Consider the following 18,877-nt stretch of genomic DNA (forward strand, 5'->3'; position numbering starts at 1 on the left):
ACCGGGCCGAGGAGAACCGAGTCGAGGAGGAGACACATGAGCCGAGGTGACACTGAAAACTTGAAAGTAGATATTCGAAAGCTGAATCTGTTCAATCAGATGGCGAAGGAAGGCGCCAACACCGTCGCGTCCCACCTGAACCAGATGACGGGGATGGACACCGAGATGGAGATAACCAAGACCAACTTCCTCGACATCGACGACATCAAAACCCACGTCGGCGACGAGAAACAGGTCGGCATCCACATCGAACTCACCGAACCGCCTCACGGCTACATCCTGTTTCTGTTCAGCGCCCGGAGCGCGAAGACGCTCGCGTCGGGGATGCTCGGCGGCCAGTCCTCGGGCGGAAAGGGCTTTTCCGACATGGAGAAGTCGGCGGTCCAGGAGATAGGCAACATCATGACCAGCGGTTTCATCGACGGGTGGGCGAACGTCCTCAACACCACCATCGACATCTCCACGCCGAAGTTCACCTACGGCGCGGGGTCGCGGACGGTGGACAGTCTCGTCGGCTCTCGGCCGGGCGAGATGGCGCTCGTGTTCGACTCTCGCGTCCACGCGCGCGAGGCGGACGTGGAGGTCAAAGTGTACACGTTCCCCGAACTCGCGGAACTGGTCGAACTCATGCAGCAAATCGAGATATGAACGTCGATGTCGAGTCGCTGGGAAGCTTCAGCAGGACGGCCCACGAGGGGGCCGAGCGCGCGGCCGGGAACCTCACCGGCATGACGGGCATCGAAACCGCGGTGGACGTGACCGCGGTCACGCTCGCGTCCGCGGAGGCGCTCGTCCGCGACGACCGCCGGGTCGGCGTCGTCGTGGACTTCGAGGGCGAAATCACGGGAACGAGCGTGCTGTCGTTCCCGCCTGAAGGCGTCGAAACGCTCCTCGACGCGCTGCTAGCTGGCGACGGACTCGACGAGAGCGCGGTCCGCGAGGTCGGTAACGTGGTCACCAGCGGCTTCATCGACGCGTGGGCCGACCGCCTCGAAACCACCATCGACATCGCGCCGCCCCGGTACGTCCCGGACATCGGCGCGAACTCGCTCGACGAAATGACGCTCGAACGCGACTACGGTTTCGTGTTCCGGAGTCGGGTGAGCGCGGTCGGCGAGGAACTCGATTTCTCGTTTCACATGTTTCCCGACCCCGACTCGATGCAGGCGATGCTGACCGACGGGGGCGACGAGATTCCGGTCGAAAAGCTCGCGACCCTCCGGGAGATGGCCCAGTCGGGCGCGACCACCGCCTCCGAGAGCGTCTCGGCGATGACCGGCATCGAAACGACGGTCGATATCTCCAACCTGAGCTTCGTCCCGGTCGAGGACGTGCCGGCCGAACTCACCGACCGGAGCCACGTCGGCACCGTGCTCGGATTCGGCGACGAACCCCAGGGGTACGTCCTGATACTGTTCGACGAACCCTCGGCCCGCGAAGTCGTCGCAGCGCTCGTCCCGGACGCGGACGCAGAGACGTTCGACCCGATGGCTCGGAGCGCGATACGCGAAATCGGCAACGTCATGACGAGTAGTTTCGTAGACGGGTGGGCGAACGTTCGGGATACCACCATCGAGATTTCGACGCCGCAGTTCGTCCACGACATGGGCCGAGCGGTCGCGGACTCGGTGGTCGCGCGCCTCGGCCAACGCCAGGCGTTCGCGTTCGTGTTCGACGCCACCCTCCGGGCCGACGACCGGGCGTTCGACTGCCAGATTTACGCGCTTCCCGACGAATCGGAGCTTCGGGCGATGCTCGAAGATATCGACCGCGGTGCGACGGCCGAACGCACAACCAAGGCGGGTTCGCTGTGAGCATGAACACTGACGGTCTTCCGCACAGCGGCGACCCTCCCGACCGAGTGCGAGTCGGTGTCGCGGAGTTCGGCGTCGCGACCGGCGAGACCCGACTCACGACCAGCGGCCTGGGGTCCTGCGTCGGCGTCGCGCTCGCGGACCCCGATGCGGACGTCGCGGGTCTCGCACACGCCATGCTCCCCTCGGGCGACGACGACCGCGCGCGGCCCGCGAAGTCGGTGCCACAGGGCGTCGAGCGACTGCTGGCCGCGGTCGAGTCGGCGGGCGCGGACCCCGACCGAATCGAAGCCAAAATCGCGGGCGGCAGTCGGATGCTCGACTTCTCCGGCGTCGGCGAGGGCGTCGGCGACCGAAACGTCGCGGCCGCTCGCGAGACGCTCGCCGAGTGCGGGGTCCCCGTGGTCGCCGAGGACGTGGGCGGAAGCCACGGCCGGTCGCTGTCTGTCTGTCCGCGGACGTGGACGCTCACGGTGACGAGCGCCCACGACGGGGAGGTGGAACTGTGAGCGACGACGCGGCGTTCGAGCGCCTCCTGCGGTACGTCGAGGACGAACTCGGGTTCGTGACGAGCTACTACGACGACTCGTATCTCGACCGGCGAGTCTCCTCGCGAATGCGCCGGACCGACGCCGACGACTACGAGGAGTACGACGCGATTCTGCGCGACGACGACCGCGAGGCCGAGGCGCTCCTCGACGCCCTCTCGGTCAACGTCACGAGCTTCTTCCGCAACCCCGACGTGTGGGAGGAGGTGCGGTCGGTACTCCGGTCGCTCTCGGAGAACAACCGCCGGGTTCGGCTCTGGAGCGCGGCCTGCTCGGACGGCCGCGAACCGTACTCGCTCGCGATGCTCGCGCTCGACGACCCCGAAGTGGACGAGTCGAAAATCGAGATTACCGCGACCGACATCGACCGCGAGATTCTGGCGGCCGCCCGGCAGGGCGTCTACCGGAGCACCCGGACCACCGACATCTGCGAACAACTCTCGCCCCTCGCGGACTCCGGGCGGTACGTCGAACAGGACGACGACCAGTTCGCGGTCACCGACGCGGTGAAGGACCTCGTGCGCTTCGAGCGCCACGACCTCATCAGCGGCGACCCGAAATCCGACTTCGACCTCGTGGTGTGTCGGAATCTGTTCATCTACATCGACGCCGAGCACAAGCTCCCCATCCTCGAAACCGTCTCGAAGTCGCTTCGGGACGGTGGCTACCTCGTCATCGGGAAGACCGAGACGCTTCCGGAACTCCTCAAGCCCGCGTTCGACCCCGTGGCGCGCCGACTCCGCATTTATCGGAAAACCGACAGCGTATCTGTCGAGGGGTGAGCGCGGAAAACGGCCACGAGAGCGCGCGTAACGTCTCTTTACTCGCGTCAGACGGCGAGTATCAACACTGATAACTCAGGGGGAAGATTAATGTGCCGGAAGTTCGCTGTTGTCGGTAATGAAACTTATCGGTCTCAGCGACCAGTTCGTTCACCTCCTCGGGACGAGCATGGTCGCCATGGGAATCATGGATTTCATGGACGAAGAGGAGGGTGAGAGCGCGGACGCGGATGCAGACGGCGGCGACGACGACCTCTTTGGCGACGGGATGGGCGGCGAGATGGACGACGACTTCGGCGAGATGGACGACAGCTTCGGCGGAATGGACGACGGGATGGGTGGCGAGATGGACGACTGGGGCGACGGCGGGGGGGACGACGAGTTCGGCATGGGCGGGGGTGGGGCGACCCAAGAACTGGAGAACCGAATCGACGAACTCGAAAACGAGGTCGCCGAGATTTCCTCGACCGTCGGGACGGTCCGGAGCGAGAACGAGCAGATAAGCGCGAAAGTCGACGACACCGAGGAGAACGTGCGCAAACTCCTCGAAATCTACGAGATGGTGACTCGCGGCGTCAACCCCTTCGTGGACGACGTACAGGAGGGCGGCATGGGTGGCGGCGGGTTCGGCGACGGCGGCGGGGGCGGCTTCGGCCTGTTCGAAGACGACGAGGAAGAAGAGGAGGAGGCCGACCTCGACTCGGACGTGACCGAAGCGGAGGCCGAGAGTTTCTTCGACGACGACTTCGAGGACGAGGAGGAGGACTTCGACGACTTCGGGGAGGCGGAAGACGATTTCGAGGACGATGCGGCCGAGGACCTCGGCTTCGACGCTCCCGACGAGGGGCTAGACGACGACACTTCCGTAGCGGACGACGAGGACGAAGACGACGGTGGGCAGGCCGGTGGCTCGACGTTCGCGGAACTGAAAGAGGAGTACGAGTCGGGCGACGCGGACTGGGCCGAGGGGGAGGGCGAGCCTCCCGACTCGGAACCCGACCCCGAACCGACGGCCGAGGATGCGGACGTCGAGGGCGAGTTCGAGTTCGAAGCGCCTGCGGAGGCCGAACCGGTCGAAACCGAACCCGCGACCCCGACAGCCCAGTCGGGCCTCGACAGCAAGCCGTACCTCGCACAGCTTCCGAACGGCTACGTCTCGGACCTCGTGGTCATGGAGTGGTTGGAGTTCCTCGTGACCGAGTTCGGCCCGGACGACGCGGTTCGGACCATCACCTACTACGGCGACATCGAGTGGATAAGCGAGTCGGTCGAGGAGGAGTTGCTGGCGTACGTGAGCGGGTTCGCCGAGGTGGACGAGGTGGACCCCGAAGAGACGGGTCCGGCGACCCTCGCCATCGACGACCACATCCAGAGTCTCACCTTCCTGAGCCAGCTGACCGGCGACGCTGTTCAACGGAAAATCGTCGAACACTGCGCACAGATACGAGGTGGGCGCGATGGGATTCAGCGTTAGCGGCGCGACGGTCGTCCTGTTCCTCGGCATCTTCATCAGCTTCGGGATGGCGTACACGGCGGGGAACAACGGCGTCGAGGCGATACACGCCGCCTACGAGGACAGCACCGACGACGAACTCGACCGCCAGAACACCGCGGTCAGCATCGCCACCGCGAGCGCCGCGAACGACGACGGAGACGTGACACTGAACGTGGCGGTCGAGAACACCGGTTCGACGACGCTGTCGGTGAATGACACCGACATTCTTATAGATGGAAATTACACGAGACACACGAGCGATAATATGCTAACGTTGGAAGTCGACGAAAACGACGCGACAGACCTCTGGCTCTCCGGCGAGACGCTCCGCTTCGAGATTTCGCTCGACTACGAGCCGTCGCGGGTGAAGGTCGTGACCGGTCCGGGCGTCTCGGCCGCCGCGGAGGTGAGCGACTAAATGGCGAGTGTCTCTTCGACTCATCTCATCCTGTTTATCGCGAGCCTCCTCATCGCCGCCAGCGTCGCCGGAACGTTCACCCAGGGGGTGCAGCGTCTCTCGTCGGCGTTAGGCGAACGGAGCCTCGACGTGTCTCAGGACGTTCGGACCGACGTGGAAATCATCAGCGACCCCGGAGGTGACGCGATGTACGACTCCGAGAGCGAGAACCTCACAGTGTTGGTGAAAAACACCGGCTCGGAAAGCCTCGACGCCGACGCCAGCCAAATCGACGTGTTAGTCGATGGTGAGTATCAGACCGGCGTTTCGGTGAACGTCATCGGTGGCTCGGCGTGGACGCCCGGAAACGTCGTCGAGGTGGAAGTCGATCTTCTCGAACCGCTCACCGGCAGCGACCATCGCGTGAAAGTGATAGTGAACAACGACCACGAGGTGCTTCAGTTCCGAACATGACACGAGACAATCTCTACTCGCTCGGCTTGCAGGACCACGACAGACTCAATCACGAACTCGGTGGCGGCATCCCCCGCGGCTCTATCGTCCTCATCGAGGGTGATTACGGCGCCGGAAAGTCCGCGATGAGCCAGCGGTTCAGTTACGGTCTCTGTGAGACCGACCACACGGTCACGCTCCTCTCGACCGAACTCACTATCGGCGGCTTCATCGACCAGATGCACTCGCTGTCGTACGGCGTCGAGGACCACCTGCTGAACGAGCAACTCCTGTTTCTCCACGCCGACGTGGACACCGGCGGCGGGCGGCGACTCACCGCGCCGAGCGAGGAGGAGGAGGGCAACCGCAAGGAACTGCTGAATCGGTTGATGAACGCCGAGGCCATGTGGCAGGCCGACGTTATCATCATCGACACGTTCGACGCCATCCTCCGGAACGACCCGATGTTCGAGGCGCTCATTCGCCAGAACGAGGAGCGCCAGGCCGCCCTCGAAATCATCTCCTTCTTCCGCGATTTGGTGTCGCAGGGGCAGGTCATCGTCCTCACCGTGGACCCCTCGACGGTGGACGAGGAGGCAATCGGTCCGTTCCGAGCCATCGCCGACGTGTTCATGGAACTCCAGATGGTCGAGGTCGGCAACGACGTGCGCCGGAACATCTCGGTCAAGCGGTTCGCCGGGATGGGCGAACAGGTCGGCGACACCATCGGGTACTCGGTCCGTGCCGACGCCGGAATCGTCATCGAGAGCCGTAGCGTCGCGTAGGGACTACCATGACCGAACACGGGACCGCACAGATTCAAGACGACCTCCGGGAAGTCGCTATGCGACGGCCCCACCTGCGGGACTATCTCAAACGGTTCAAGCAGTTCACCGGGGAGTTCCCGCGACTCATCGACGAACCCGGCGGCGAGTGGGAGGCCGACAAACCCAACGTCATCTACCCCGTGGGCGGCCCGATATACTGTCACATCTACGGCGACGTGGGCCAAGACACCGAGTACTACGCAGTGGAACCCGACCTCTCGGGCACCGAACAGGAGCTTTTCGGGAAGGTCCGGAGCCAGATTCTAGAGCGGAGCGTGAACAAGCCCGCGCCCGAGAACGAGGCGGAGTACGACGACCGCATCGAGGAACTCCTCGACGAGACGGTCGCCATCGACGACGGCAACGGGTCGGGTCGGCCCAACATCCGAAACCTCTCTCCCCAGCAGGTGATTCAATGGGTGAAGGACGTGTCGTACAACGACTTCAAACAGGGGGTCCGGGGCGTCTCGACCGAGGAAATCGTTCGGACGGTCAAAGACTACACCAACATCGGCACCTACGAGGTGTCCGAGCAGACCTACGAGAACATCCGGTATCGGTTGAATCGCGACATCGTGGGGTTCGGGCCGCTCGAACCCATCATGCGCGACCCGGCGAACGAGGACATTCACGTCATCGGACCCCACGAGACGTACGTGGACCACGGCACGTTCGGGATGCTCGGCACCAGCGTCGATTTCGGCACCCCCGAGCAGTTCGACAACTGGCTTCGGAACATGGGCGAGCGAATCGGCGACCCCGTGAGCGACTCCGACCCCATCGTGGACTCCACCCTGCCCGACGGGTCGCGTATCAACATCATCTACTCCGACGACGTGAGCCTGAAGGGGCCGAGCCTCACCATCCGTCAGGGCGAGGGGACGCCGCTCTCGGTCGCCCAGATTACCAAGTGGGGAACGCTGTCGCCCAAACTCGCGGCGTACCTCTGGCTCTGTCTCGAAAACGAGCAGACGGTGTTCGTGGTCGGGGAGACCGCGTCCGGGAAGACCACGACGCTGAACTGTATCATGTCGTTCATCCCGCGCGACTCGAAGATTTACACCGCGGAGGACACCGCCGAGGTGCTGCCGCCCCACGACACGTGGCAACAGCTTCTGACTCGTGAGGGCGGCGGCGAGGACAGCACCGACGTGGACATGTTCGACCTCGTCGCGGCCGCGCTCCGTTCGCGCCCCGACTACATCATCGTGGGTGAGGTCCGTGGCGAGGAGGGTCGGATGGCGTTCCAGGCGGCCCAGACCGGCCACCCCGTGATGTTGACGTTCCACGCGAGCGACATCGTCTCGATGATTCAGCGGTTCACGGGCGACCCCATCAACATCCCCGAGACGTTCATGGACAACGCCGACGTCGCGCTGTTCCAGAACCGAGTCAAGCAGGGCGACGACGTGCTTCGTCGCGTGACCTCCGTCCAGGAGATAGAGGGCTACTCGAAGGAGATGGGCGGGGTCGTGACCCGCCAGTCGTTCTACTGGGACCCCGTCGAGGACGAAATCGTCTTCCAGGGCATGAACAACTCCTTCGTCCTCGAAGAGCAGATTGCGACCCTGCTCGGCTACGAGAACACCCGCGACATCTACGACGAACTCGACTTCCGCGCCGAACTGTTCGAGCGCATGATAGAGGAGAACATACTCGGTTACCACGAGGTCAACGAGACCATCGAGGCGTTCCAGCGCGACGGCGTGGACGGGCTTCCGTTTAACATCCATCGGTCGTTCGACTGATAGGAACGTCGTTCGACTGACGAGTGTGCGCGCGACTCCGATTCCGTCGAGACCGAACCGCCCTGCCGGTCGGGGGGGGGGGGGGGGGGGGGGGCCCCCCCCCGCCCCCCCCCCCCCCCCCCCCCCCCCCCCGGGGGGGGGGGGGGGGGGGGCCCGCCCCCCCCCCGCCGCGAGACTCCGAATCGACGCCGATTCGGGGGTGTAATTTTCGGCTTGCAAGATTTATGAAGGTGGGACGTAAACCCCGCGAACACCAGCCCTCCATCGAGCATCATGGCAGAAACCGAACAACCGGCACAGAGCGCGAAAGACCTCTTCGCTGGCTTCGCGTCCTCGACGATAGAGTCCTACCGGCAGATGGAGACGCCGGTCTCCCGGTACTTGGCCGCGGTCGTGGTGCCGTCTATCGTCTTTTTCGTGGTGACTGTCGCGGTGTTCGTCGTCACGGACTTCCCGCTTCTAATCGCGGTTCCCATCCCCTTACTCGGTCTGCTCGCGCTGGTCGTGGCGGTCGTCTACCCCAAAATTCTGCGCGACCAGAAGCGCAAGGAGATAGAGGACCGCCTTCACCTGTTCATCACCCACATGACCATCCTCTCGACCGCGAACATCGACCGAGTGGAGGTGTTTCGCACCCTCGGCGAAGAAGACGAGTACAAGGCGCTGGCCGAGGAGATGCGCCGCATCACGCAGTTGGTCGATACGTGGAACCAGAGTCTCGACGATGCGTTGCGAATCCGAGCGAACAAATCGCCGAGCAAGCCGTTCGCGGACTTCTTGGACCGACTCGCGTACACCATCAACGCCGGACAGGAGATAGAGGACTTCCTGCTGAGCGAACAGGACGTGGTGATTCAGAACTACGTCACCATCTACGAGGGGTCGCTTCAGAACCTCGAGGTCATGAAGGACCTCTACCTCTCGATGGTGCTGTCGGCGACGTTCGCGCTCGTGTTCGCGACCGTTCTCCCGATTCTGACCGGGACCAACCCCACGACGACGGTCGGTGCGGTCGTCGTGATGTTCGCGTTTATTCAGGTCGGGTTCATCCTCCTGATTCGCAGCACTGCTCCCTACGACCCGCTGTGGTACCACCCGCCGAGCCAGACGACGTGGTCGGAGTGGCGAATCCGCATCTCGGTCGTCGTGGGCGTGTTTCTCACCATCGCGGCGATAGCGGCCTCTCTGCTCGTTCTGATGGGCCAGACGTCCATCGACCCGGACTCGATTCCGCTGCCGTTCTACGCCGCGATTCCGACCACGCCGCTGTTGATACCCGGCGTCGTCGTCCGCAGGGAGGAGGAGAAAATCAAGGAGCGCGACGAGGAGTTCACGAGCTTCATCCGGGCGCTGGGCGCGACCGAGAGCGCAAAGCAGAGTACGACCACCAAGGTCCTCGAATCGCTCCAGGGCAAGAACTTCGGCGCGCTGAGCAAGAACGTCAGCGACCTCTACAAGCGACTCAACATGCGCATCGAACCCGGTATGGCGTGGCGACACTTCACCGCGGATTCGCGGTCGTACCTCATCCAGAAGTTCAGCGAGATGTTCCTCGTCGGCCGCCAGATGGGCGGCGACCCGAAGAAGCTCGGCGAACTCATCGCGAGCAACATGAACGAAGTGATTCAGCTCCGCGAGCGCCGCACCCAATCGACCGTGACGCTCATCGGTGTCCTCTACGGGATTACCGCGGCTTCGACGTTCGCGTTCTTCATCGGTCTCGAAATCGTCGAAGTGCTGGCGGGAATGGACGTGAACCTCGACACCGACCAGTTCGACTTCGGCACCATCATCTACACCGAGGTGTACGACATCGACACCATCGAGTATCTCCTGATACTCATCATCCTGCTCAACTCCGTGCTGTCGTCGCTGATGGTCCGCATCGCCGACGGCGGCCACAAGGTGAACTCCTACCTCCACTTCGTGCTGTTGACGTGGATTTCGAGCGTCATCGCGGTGTTCACTCGCATCGTCGTCGGGTCGTTCCTGAACGTCTGATACACAGGACCGAAAAAATATGTACCCCCTCTGTGAACCACCGGTAAACGAACCACTTCCCCGAAAACTATGTCCGAAAAGGTCATCGCCGATTTCGTGGCGCGGTTCACGGTCGAAACGTTCGAGACGCCCGACCCCGTGAGCGGCCGAATCGTCCTGAGTCGGCGTCGTCTCGTGCTCGCCACATCGGACTCGAAGACGACCATTCCCCTCTCGGCTATCTTCGACATCAACGTGGGTCAGGTACCCGGCGACCTCGACGAGTTTTTCCAAGACACGATTACCATCGCCTACGAGGTGGACGGCACTCGACGCGTGGCGGTAATCGAGGCCGGAACCGAGGAGGTCACCCGGTTCAAGACGGTGCTGTTCAAGGCCCAACTCAGCGGGAGTCAAACCAGAATCAAACACCCCGCGCGAGTGGGCGGTCGCGTGACCGACTCGACGTTCCGCCCGGCGAAACTCCGGATTCGACCGGGCGTCGTGCGGTTCGTCTGTTCGGACCCCGTCACGGTGAATCTGGCGAACGTCACGTACTTCGAAAAGGCGCGCCGGGAGGTCGGAACCGTGGTCGCGGTCCGACACGCCGACGAGGGCCAATCGGTGACCTCGGAGTTCGCGCTCGAAAACGACCGAAAGCTCAATCTGCTCGGGAGATACCTCCGACTCGAATACTCCGAACTCGCGCAGGCGGCCGAGGAGGTGGACGTTTCCGAGGGCGAAGTCGAGGCGCTGGTCGCCATCTACTCGGGAGGTCGGAGCGGCGACCTCGCCGGGATGCTCGGCGTGGATTCGAGTCGAGTCACGATGTTGCTCAACGACCTCCGTGAGAAGGGTCTCGTCGACGAGGGGCAAAAGGGCCTGTCGCTGACTGCGCAGGGACAACTCCTCGTCAGCGACCGCATCGAGACGGTGAACACCTGAACACCTCGTCGCTCCGAACTCTCCAGTAAATTTTTTCACATAATATCACCAGTAAAATTCCTAAGCGTTTTTATATTATACTTGGTAACATTCGACAAGCAATGGGGAACGCCATCCGTGTTCTGTTGGTCGACGACGACACGGCCGTCGCGAAGTTGACCGCCACCTACCTGAAGCGGGCCAGCGAGGACATCACGACGACCGTCGAGACGGGTCCCGCCGACGCGCTCGCGCGGGTGACCGGCGACGAGTCGGTAGACTGCGTCGTCAGCGACTACGACATGCCCGAGATGGACGGACTGACTTTCCTCGACGAAGTGCGCGCGGTCGCCCCGGAACTGCCGTTCATCCTCTTTACGGGAAAGGGAAGCGAGGAAATCGCGTCGGAGGCCATCTCGTCTGGCGTGACCGACTACCTCCAGAAGGAGACCGGCACCGACCACTACACAGTGTTGGCAAACCGGGTCGAGAACGCGGTCGCCCAGCATCGCGCCGAGCGACAGGCCGACGAGGCGAACGAGCGGATTCGACGCATCTTCGAGCGCATCACCGACGCGTTTTACGCGTTCGACGACGACTGGCGCGTGACCTACGCGAACCAGCAGGCCGCCGACCACACCGACCGGTCCCAGCGCGAGCTAATCGGCGAGGACATCCGGAGGGTGCTTCCCGAATCCGACGGCCGGGAACTGTACGACTCGTTCGACCAGGCGTTCGAGACCCAAGAGCCGGTGACGCTCGAAACCGAGTCGGTGCTTCGGCCCGACCAGTGGATAGAGGTCCGGGTGTACCCATCCGAGGACGGCCTCTCGGTGTACTTCCGAGACACCACCGAGCGCAAGCGCGCACAGATGGAGCTTCGCGAGACGAAACAGAAGATAGAGGCGCTCCACGATGTGGCCGCCCGCGCGGTCGCCTGCACGTCCGAGCAGGAAATCTACGACCTTGCGGTCGAGACCGCCGAGGAAATACTCGAATTCGACCTCTGTACGGTGGATGCGGTGGAGGACGACCGGCTAATTTCGCGCGCGGTCTCGAAGGTCGTCGCCACCGACGGCTACTACGAGACGACGCCGATAGACGCCGAGGGGAATCTCGCGGCGCTCGCGGCCCGCGAGTGGGAGTCGTCGCTGGTCGAGGACCTCCGAGAGACCGAGATGGTTCCGGCCGAGAGCGAGTACCGCTCGGTGCTGACCGTGCCAATCGGCGAGTTCGCCGTCTTTCAGGCGGTCTCGAAGGACCTCGGCGGCTTCGACGAGGCCGACCGCGACCTGACCGAACTGCTCGCCGCACACCTCGACGAGGCGCTCACGCGGGTCAAATCCGAGACCGAACTCCGGGACGAGCGCGACCGCTTCGCCGCGCTGTTCGAGAACGTCCCGAACGCGGTAGTGCGCTACGACAGCAGCGACGACGCCGCAATCTGCCGGTCGGTCAACACGGCGTTCGAGGAGGTGTTCGGCTGGACCGCCGAGGAGATGGTGGGCGAATCGGTCGACGACTACATCCTCCCCGACGACGAGTGGGAGGCCGGAAAGTCGCTCAACTCGCGGGTCCGTCGGGGCGGACGAATCGAGGGCGAGGAGGTCCACCGCCGGACGCGCGACGGCGGTCGGGACTTCCTGCTCCACACGGCCCCTTCGCGCAACCGCGACGACAGCGAGGCGTTCGCCATCTACGTCGATATCACCGACCAGAAGGAGCGCGAGCGAAAGCTCGCCCGGCAGAACGAGCGACTCGAAGAGTTCGCCAGCGTGGTGTCTCACGACCTCAGAAACCCGCTCAACGTCGCGTGCGGACGGTACGACCTCTTGGCCGACGAGTCCGACGCCGAGCACCTCGAACCGCTCGGACGGGCGCTCGACCGAATGGACGCGCTGGTCGAGGACCTGCTCGCACTCGCCCGGCAGGGACAGGTCGTGGACGACTTCGAGCAGGTGTCGCTCGCGAGCGCGGCCGAGACCGCGTGGGAGACCGTCGAGACCGAAGCGGCCACGCTTTCGCTCGACGAGGACGCGGTGATTCAGGCCGACGAGCCCCGTTTCCGCGAACTCCTCGAGAATCTCTTCGGCAACGCCGTGGAGCACGGCGACTCGGACGTGGCGGTCGAAGTCGGCCCGCTCGCGGCGGGCGACCGGACCTGCTCGTCGGAGGGCCGCCCGACGCGGGGGTTCTACGTCGAAGACGACGGGTCGGGCATCTCGGAAGCCAACTCCGAGAAGGTGCTCGAACACGGCTTCACGACCACCGACGACGGCACCGGTTTCGGTCTCGCCATCGTGTCGTCCATCGCGGAGGCCCACGGTTGGCGCACGTCGGTCTGCGAGAGTGATGCGGGCGGCGCGCGCTTCGAGTTCACCCGGGTGGCGATTCGAGAGAAACCGTAACCGATTCGTCGGCCGAGGACGTATCGGAACCAGACCGCGGCTACGGTCGCTCACGGGCACCATAACAAAGATGCGTGCGGCCCACTCGTAAGACGAGGAAGGGTAGCTCAGTGGTAGAGCGCCACCGATTCTACGGTGGCAGCCTGACAGGCTTCGCGTGGTTCGACTCCCGCCCCTTCCGCTCCGTTCGGTTTTCTGCGAGGCGTTTCATCGCCGAGCAATTGCTCCGAACGGAGCGGGGGACGGCGCGGAGTCGAGCAAGCAAGTCGCATGCCCGGACGCGCAACGAACGAAGTGAGTGAGCATCCCGGAACGTCTTGCCCGGTTCGACTTCCGCCCCTTCCGTTTTCTGCCGACACACTGCGAGGCGTTTAGCGCCGAGCATACGCGTCGGCAGAAAACTGATTCGGAAGGGAGTCGAGCAGACGAGTCGCACGCCCGCGCAGGGAGCGAAGCGACCGAGCAGGACCGTCTCGGCGAGTTCGACTCCCGCCCTTCTGCTTTTGCGACGAACTACTCTGCTCGCTGTGAGTCGTCGCTAACAGAATCAATTTCAGCCAGAAAGCCCCCGCGCTCGCAGTCGCTCCGCGTGATATCCCGTGCGTGCAGTTCTGCTCGCACGTCACCTGTGAGAACCGCACCGCAACCGCGACAGCCACACGCCTCCCCAACCGACTGCGGTCCTCGACTGCTCGCTCTGCTCGCAGTCTGCGGTCCTCATCCCTCGCGCGCTTTGGGCGCGACCACTTGCGGGTCGCGCCAGCGCGCGCCGGAAGACAAACCACGTCTTCCGAGCCTGCGGTCGCTTCGCTCCCGCAGACGCCGGGGTGATTGTCCCACCGAGCGTCGCATCTCGGATATCATTCTGCGTCTCGCTCTCCCAGAAAAAACATCGACTACCGCGGTCCAATCGGCTCGCGCGGGAGCGGTTCGTCGTCCTTCAAATCGGCCGCGATTTCGCCCATCGTCTGCACCTTAAGTGGCGTCCGGTCCCGAACTTCCGCGAGGTGGGAGAGGATGGCGCGCATGCGGTCGAAGTCACGGTCGTCGGTCAGATTGTTCGGGTGGAGCCACATGTGGAACACGCCCTCCTCGCTCGCGGCGCGGTCGATGCCTCGCTTGGCCATCGTGACGACCGGGTCGCCGGTCACGCCCTCGACCAGCGACCGGGCGCGTCCCTCGAAGCAGAACAGGTAGAGCGAGGCCGGGATGTTCACCAGACCGTACTCGTCCACCTCGGGCGTGACCAGCGTCGGCGACACGAGACCGGTCGGCCACCCGAGGAGCTTCGCCGCCGACCCGAGCAGGCCACGGTCGTACCACCGCCGGGGCTGGACCCCGCGGTAGGACTTGACGCCGTAGGCCGCGAGCACGTCGCGGTGGCCGACGTAGTTTCGCGGGAAGACGACCGAGTCTACCGTAAGGCCGCGGTCTTCGGCGATTTCGACCGCCTCGCGCATCTCTGCGGCCGCGATTTCTCGGGTGGTGTGGCCGAATTCGACGTGCGAGAAGGTGTGGCTCCCGACCTCGTGGTCGGCGTCGGCCCCTTCGATTGCGTCCACGAGCTTCGACCCGTACCACTCCTCGTCCCGGCGCTCCCACGTTCCGGGGTCGCGGTCGAACCACCCGTCTTCGGTCGGGTGGTCTCGGTGGTCTCCGTCACAGTCGTCGAGCATGAGGTGGCCCACGACCGCCCACGTCGCCGGAACGTCGAATTCGTCGAACAGTTCCAGCAGGCGGAGCCACGACTCGCGCGCCGACGACACCCGTTCGTCGGGGAGGTCGGCGTGGTCGTGGAAGCCCCACGCGAGTTCCGCATCGAGCGAGAGTACGACAGAACCCATCGTCGCGAAGCTATGGGAGCGTCGGCGAGTAAATCGGTCAGACCGTTCAGCAGCGTTCTCCACGGTAATCGGGTGTTTCTACTCGACGGTCACGCTCTTTGCGAGATTTCTGGGTTTGTCGATGGGGCGGCCGAGCAGGTCGGCCGCGTGGTACGACACCAACTGCAACTGGACGTTCGCCAGCACGCCCGCCACGTCGGGGTGGGTCTCGGGAATCGTGAGCACCTCGTCGGCGTGCTGGTACACCTCATCGTTGGCGTCGCTCGCGACAGCGACCACGGGCGCGCCCCGCGCCTCGGCCTCTTTGACGTTGCCGAGGGTCTTCTCGTCGTTCCGGCCGGTGAACACCGCGAACACGGGCGTCCGGTCGGTCACCAGCGCGAGCGGCCCGTGCTTGAGTTCGCCCGCCGCGAACCCCTCGGCGTGCTCGTAGGAGATTTCCTTGAACTTCAGCGCGCCTTCCAGCGCGACTGGTCGGACCGCGCCCCGGCCGATGAAGAAGTAGGCGTCGCTGTCGTGATACCGCTTCGCGATTCGTCGGGCGCTCGTGTAGTCGAGTATCTGTTGGACGTTGCCCGGAAGGTCAGAGAGCGCGTCGAGTCGCTCGCGGGTCTCCGGCGAGCGCGTCCCGGTCACGTCACGGACGAGGCGCTCGCCGAGGAGCGCGAGCGAGACTACCTGCGAGGAGAACGTCTTGGTCGCGGCCACGCCGATTTCCGGCCCGGCCCGGATGAACAGCGCGTCGTCACACTCGCGGGCCGCGGTCGAACCCACGACGTTGGTGACCGCGAGCGTCTTCGCCCCGCTGGCGTTCGCCCGCCGGAGCGCCGAGAGGGTGTCTGCGGTCTCGCCGGACTGGGTCACGCCGACCACGAGCGTCTCGTCGTCCACCGGCGGCTGGCCGGTGGCGTACTCGCTCGCGAGGAAGGTCTGTGCGGGAACGCCGCTGTCGGAGAGGAACTGCGCGCCGACGAGTCCGGCGTGGTAGCTCGTGCCACACGCGACGAACTGGACGCGTTTCACGTCCTCGAACGTTCCGGGCGGGAACTCTTCGAGGTGGATGTCGCCGGTCGTGGGGTCGGCGCGTCCGCGGAGCGTCTGGCGGAGCGCGGCTGGCTGTTCGTGAATCTCCTTGAGCATGTAGTGGTCGTAGCCGCCCTTTCCGGCGTCCTCGGGGTCCCACTCGACCGTCTGGACCGACCGCTCGACGGCTTCGCCGTCGGCGGTCGTGATGCGGTGGCCGTCGGGTCTAACCTCGACCACGTCGCCGTCGTCGAGGTAAATCACGTCGTCGGTGAAATCGAGGAACGCGGGCACGTCGCTCGCGAGGAAGTACTCGCCGTCGCTGACCCCAAGGACGAGCGGCGACCCGCGACGGGTCGCGTACACCGCGTGGTCGTGCTTGGTTATCATCGCGACGGCGTAGCTCCCCGAGAGCTTTTCGAGGGTCTCGCGGAACGCGGTCTCGGGGTCGGCCCCTTCGGCGAGCGACTCCTCGACGAGGTGCGGGATGACCTCGGTGTCGGTGTCGCTCGTGAACTCGTGGCCGCGGGCGAGCAGGTCGGCTTTGAGTTCGTCGTAGTTCTCGATGATGCCGTTGTGGACGATTGCGACGTCGCCCGAGCAGTCGGTGTGCGGGTGAGCGTTCTCGTCGGAGGGCGGGCCGTGTGTGGACCACCGCGTGTGACCGATGCCGAGGCCGCCGTCGGGAACTTCGTCGGCGAGGACTTCCTTCAGGTGCGAAATCTCGCCTTGGCGCTTGAACACCTCGGGACCGCTCCCGTTCTTCACCGCCAGTCCTGCCGAGTCGTATCCGCGGTACTCCAGATTTTCGAGCCCCGTGAGAAGCTCGTCAACCGCGCCGTCGTCGCCGCCAATACGCGCAATGATACCACACATCAGTTATCTACCCCCGTCGTGTTCGTAGCTATCATAATCGAACCTTGTTTTGCAGCGCTCGGGATGGCGTCCCACGGTCTGTCACGTAGCCACCGCTTAGGTGCCGGAGTTCGTCCGTCACACGTCGTGTCGTCCAGACCGTCCCGACCACCGGGGAGCGGGTGATGTCCGACTGAAAGCCGCCACTCCCCTTTGTTATACACCTACTGACGACCCGGTAGGGAAGAATACGCACCTCGTAAGCACGACCTATCCGGGCCGATACCGTCCGTATCGGCGAGTAGACACGGGTAAGTAGACCGGTCCGGGTTCGCCTTCCCCTCCCCGAACGACCGCCCACCGATTGGATACCACACACTTACACCCCCGCAAGGAGGTGGTAACAAAGTGTCCGGTCGGCGTACGCCGGGTAATGACAGCCGAGATGCCGCAGGCAACTGAGACGACGCAGGTAGTCGTCCTCGCTGCTGGCGAAGGGACCCGAATCCGACCGCTGTCGAGGTCGGTGCCGAAACCGATGTTGCCGGTCACCGACCGACCGCTCGCCGCCCACACCGCCGACGCCGCGATTCGTGCGGGCGCGGACGAACTGATACTCGTCGTGGGCTACGAGGCCGACACGGTCCGCGATTATTTCGGTGCGGAGTACGCCGGAGTCCCGGTCGAGTACGCGGTCCAGACCGAACAAGCCGGGACCGCCGACGCGGTCCGGGCCGCGCGCGAGTACCTCGACGGCCGGTTCGCGGTCCTCAACGGCGACAATCTCTACGACCCGGCGGGTGTGGAGTCGCTGTTCGCCGAGGGTCCAGCGGTCGGCGCGCGCCGGGTCGAAGACCCCTCGAACTACGGCGTCCTCTCGACCGAGGGCCGAACAGTCACCGACATCGTGGAGAAGCCGGCCGACCCGCCGACCGACCTCGCCAACACCGGCGCATACCTGTTCCCCGCGGAGGCGAGCGAGTGGCTCGACGTGCCCGAGAGCGAGCGCGGCGAGCGCGAAATCACCGACGTGCTCGCCCGCGTCATCGACGAGTACGAGGTAACCGCGGTCGAACTCGACCGGTGGCTCGACGTGGGGCGTCCGTGGGAACTGCTCGAAGCCAACGAGTGGAAACTCGGCGAATTGGAGCGCGACGTTCGTGGCGAGGTCCACGAGACGGCCGATTTGCGCGGGAACGTCGTGGTCGAAGAAGGCGCGACAGTCGATGCAGGTGTGGTCGTCGAGGGTCCCGCGCTCGTCCGGGCGGGCGCGAGCGTCGGCCCGAACGCGTACGTCCGCGGCGCGACCCTCGTCGGCGAGGACGCAAAAGTCGGTCACGCCGTCGAAGTCAAAAACAGCGTTCTCATGCGGGGAGCGACCGTGGGCCACCTGAGCTACGTCGGCGACAGCGTGCTCGGACGCGACGTGAACTTCGGCGCGGGGACCACGGTGGCGAACCTCCGTCACGACGACGAAGCGGTGAAACTCAGCGTGAAAGGCGAGCGCGTCTCGACCGGCCGACGGAAGTTCGGCGTCGTCGCCGGCGACGACGCCAAGACCGGAATCGACGTGGCACTCAACGCGGGCGTCAAACTCTCGGCGGGTGCGCGCGTGCCACCGGGTGAGACGGTGACTCGCGACCGATAATCGTCACGAATCGGGGGAGGGAAAACGCGGTGAACGGAGAACGGCGTCGTCCGGTCGCGGGGGGGGGGGGGGGGCCCCCCCCCCCCGGCCCCCCCCCCCCCCACCACCCGGAAATTATGTTGGGGGGTGGC

15 protein-coding genes and 1 tRNA gene are annotated in these 18,877 nt (G+C 64.6%); 14 read left to right on the top strand and 2 right to left on the bottom strand.

The window, feature by feature from the left end:
• Positions 1-36: 36 nt before the first annotated feature.
• The 13 genes from EKH81_RS09035 to EKH81_RS09095 all read left to right on the top strand — a co-directional run bounded on the left by EKH81_RS09035 (position 37) and on the right by EKH81_RS09095 (position 13,557).
• Positions 37-648, top strand: a complete 612-nt coding sequence (locus EKH81_RS09035) for a chemotaxis protein CheC (RefSeq protein ID WP_132059374.1) — start codon at positions 37-39, stop codon at positions 646-648.
• Positions 645-1,814 (top strand): chemotaxis protein CheC, encoded by a 1,170-nt coding sequence (locus tag EKH81_RS09040; protein ID WP_132059373.1) that lies wholly within the window; start codon positions 645-647, stop codon positions 1,812-1,814. The genes EKH81_RS09035 and EKH81_RS09040 overlap by 4 nt, the downstream gene beginning before the upstream one ends.
• A 2-nt stretch (positions 1,815-1,816) precedes the next feature.
• Complete coding sequence (locus EKH81_RS09045) at positions 1,817-2,323, top strand: chemotaxis protein CheD (RefSeq protein ID WP_132059372.1); 507 nt, start codon at positions 1,817-1,819, stop codon at positions 2,321-2,323.
• Positions 2,320-3,144, top strand: a complete 825-nt coding sequence (locus tag EKH81_RS09050; protein ID WP_132059371.1) for a CheR family methyltransferase — start codon at positions 2,320-2,322, stop codon at positions 3,142-3,144. Before EKH81_RS09045 ends, EKH81_RS09050 begins: the two co-directional genes overlap by 4 nt.
• A 118-nt stretch (positions 3,145-3,262) precedes the next feature.
• On the top strand, positions 3,263-4,618 hold the full coding sequence (locus EKH81_RS09055) for a FlaD/FlaE family flagellar protein (RefSeq protein ID WP_238392149.1): 1,356 nt from the start codon (positions 3,263-3,265) through the stop codon (positions 4,616-4,618).
• Positions 4,602-5,057 (top strand): archaellum stator protein ArlF, encoded by a 456-nt coding sequence (locus EKH81_RS09060; protein ID WP_132059370.1) that lies wholly within the window; start codon positions 4,602-4,604, stop codon positions 5,055-5,057. The genes EKH81_RS09055 and EKH81_RS09060 overlap by 17 nt, the downstream gene beginning before the upstream one ends.
• Positions 5,058-5,510 carry an archaellum stator protein ArlG gene (locus EKH81_RS09065; RefSeq protein ID WP_132059369.1) on the top strand — a complete coding sequence of 151 codons (453 nt, stop codon included), beginning with the start codon at positions 5,058-5,060 and terminating at the stop codon, positions 5,508-5,510. It abuts the gene before it with no gap.
• A complete protein-coding gene (locus EKH81_RS09070) occupies positions 5,507-6,274 on the top strand; it encodes an archaellum protein ArlH (protein WP_132059368.1) in 768 nt (255 codons plus the stop codon). The genes EKH81_RS09065 and EKH81_RS09070 overlap by 4 nt, the downstream gene beginning before the upstream one ends.
• An 8-nt stretch (positions 6,275-6,282) precedes the next feature.
• The gene (locus EKH81_RS09075; protein WP_132059367.1) at positions 6,283-8,064 is read left to right on the top strand and encodes a type II/IV secretion system ATPase subunit; all 1,782 of its coding nucleotides are present in this window, start codon (positions 6,283-6,285) and stop codon (positions 8,062-8,064) included.
• A gap of 273 nt (positions 8,065-8,337) precedes the next feature.
• Positions 8,338-10,065 (top strand): archaellar assembly protein FlaJ, encoded by a 1,728-nt coding sequence (gene flaJ / locus EKH81_RS09080; RefSeq protein ID WP_132059366.1) that lies wholly within the window; start codon positions 8,338-8,340, stop codon positions 10,063-10,065.
• Between the two features lie 69 nt (positions 10,066-10,134).
• Positions 10,135-10,989, top strand: coding sequence for a CheF family chemotaxis protein (locus EKH81_RS09085; RefSeq protein WP_132059365.1), 855 nt, complete (start codon positions 10,135-10,137; stop codon positions 10,987-10,989).
• Positions 10,990-11,090: 101 nt separating this feature from the next.
• Positions 11,091-13,376, top strand: a complete 2,286-nt coding sequence (locus tag EKH81_RS09090; protein ID WP_132059364.1) for a PAS domain S-box protein — start codon at positions 11,091-11,093, stop codon at positions 13,374-13,376.
• Between the two features lie 96 nt (positions 13,377-13,472).
• Positions 13,473-13,557: transfer RNA gene (locus tag EKH81_RS09095), tRNA-OTHER, on the top strand.
• 715 nt (positions 13,558-14,272) lie between these two features.
• On the opposite strand, the gene EKH81_RS09100 is transcribed toward EKH81_RS09095, so the two are convergent.
• Together EKH81_RS09100 and glmS are read right to left on the bottom strand one after the other, a co-directional pair.
• Positions 14,273-15,220 carry a polysaccharide deacetylase family protein gene (locus tag EKH81_RS09100; protein WP_132059363.1) on the bottom strand — a complete coding sequence of 316 codons (948 nt, stop codon included), beginning with the start codon at positions 15,218-15,220 and terminating at the stop codon, positions 14,273-14,275.
• Between the two features lie 78 nt (positions 15,221-15,298).
• Positions 15,299-17,119, bottom strand: coding sequence for a glutamine--fructose-6-phosphate transaminase (isomerizing) (gene glmS, locus EKH81_RS09105; protein WP_132059362.1), 1,821 nt, complete (start codon positions 17,117-17,119; stop codon positions 15,299-15,301).
• A gap of 412 nt (positions 17,120-17,531) precedes the next feature.
• On the opposite strand from glmS, the gene glmU reads away from it, so the two are divergent.
• Positions 17,532-18,746, top strand: a complete 1,215-nt coding sequence (gene glmU, locus EKH81_RS09110) for a bifunctional sugar-1-phosphate nucleotidylyltransferase/acetyltransferase (RefSeq protein ID WP_238392151.1) — start codon at positions 17,532-17,534, stop codon at positions 18,744-18,746.
• Positions 18,747-18,877 lie beyond the last annotated feature (131 nt).

Source organism: Halorussus amylolyticus (assembly GCF_004143485.2).
Lineage (GTDB): Archaea > Halobacteriota > Halobacteria > Halobacteriales > Haladaptataceae > Halorussus > Halorussus amylolyticus.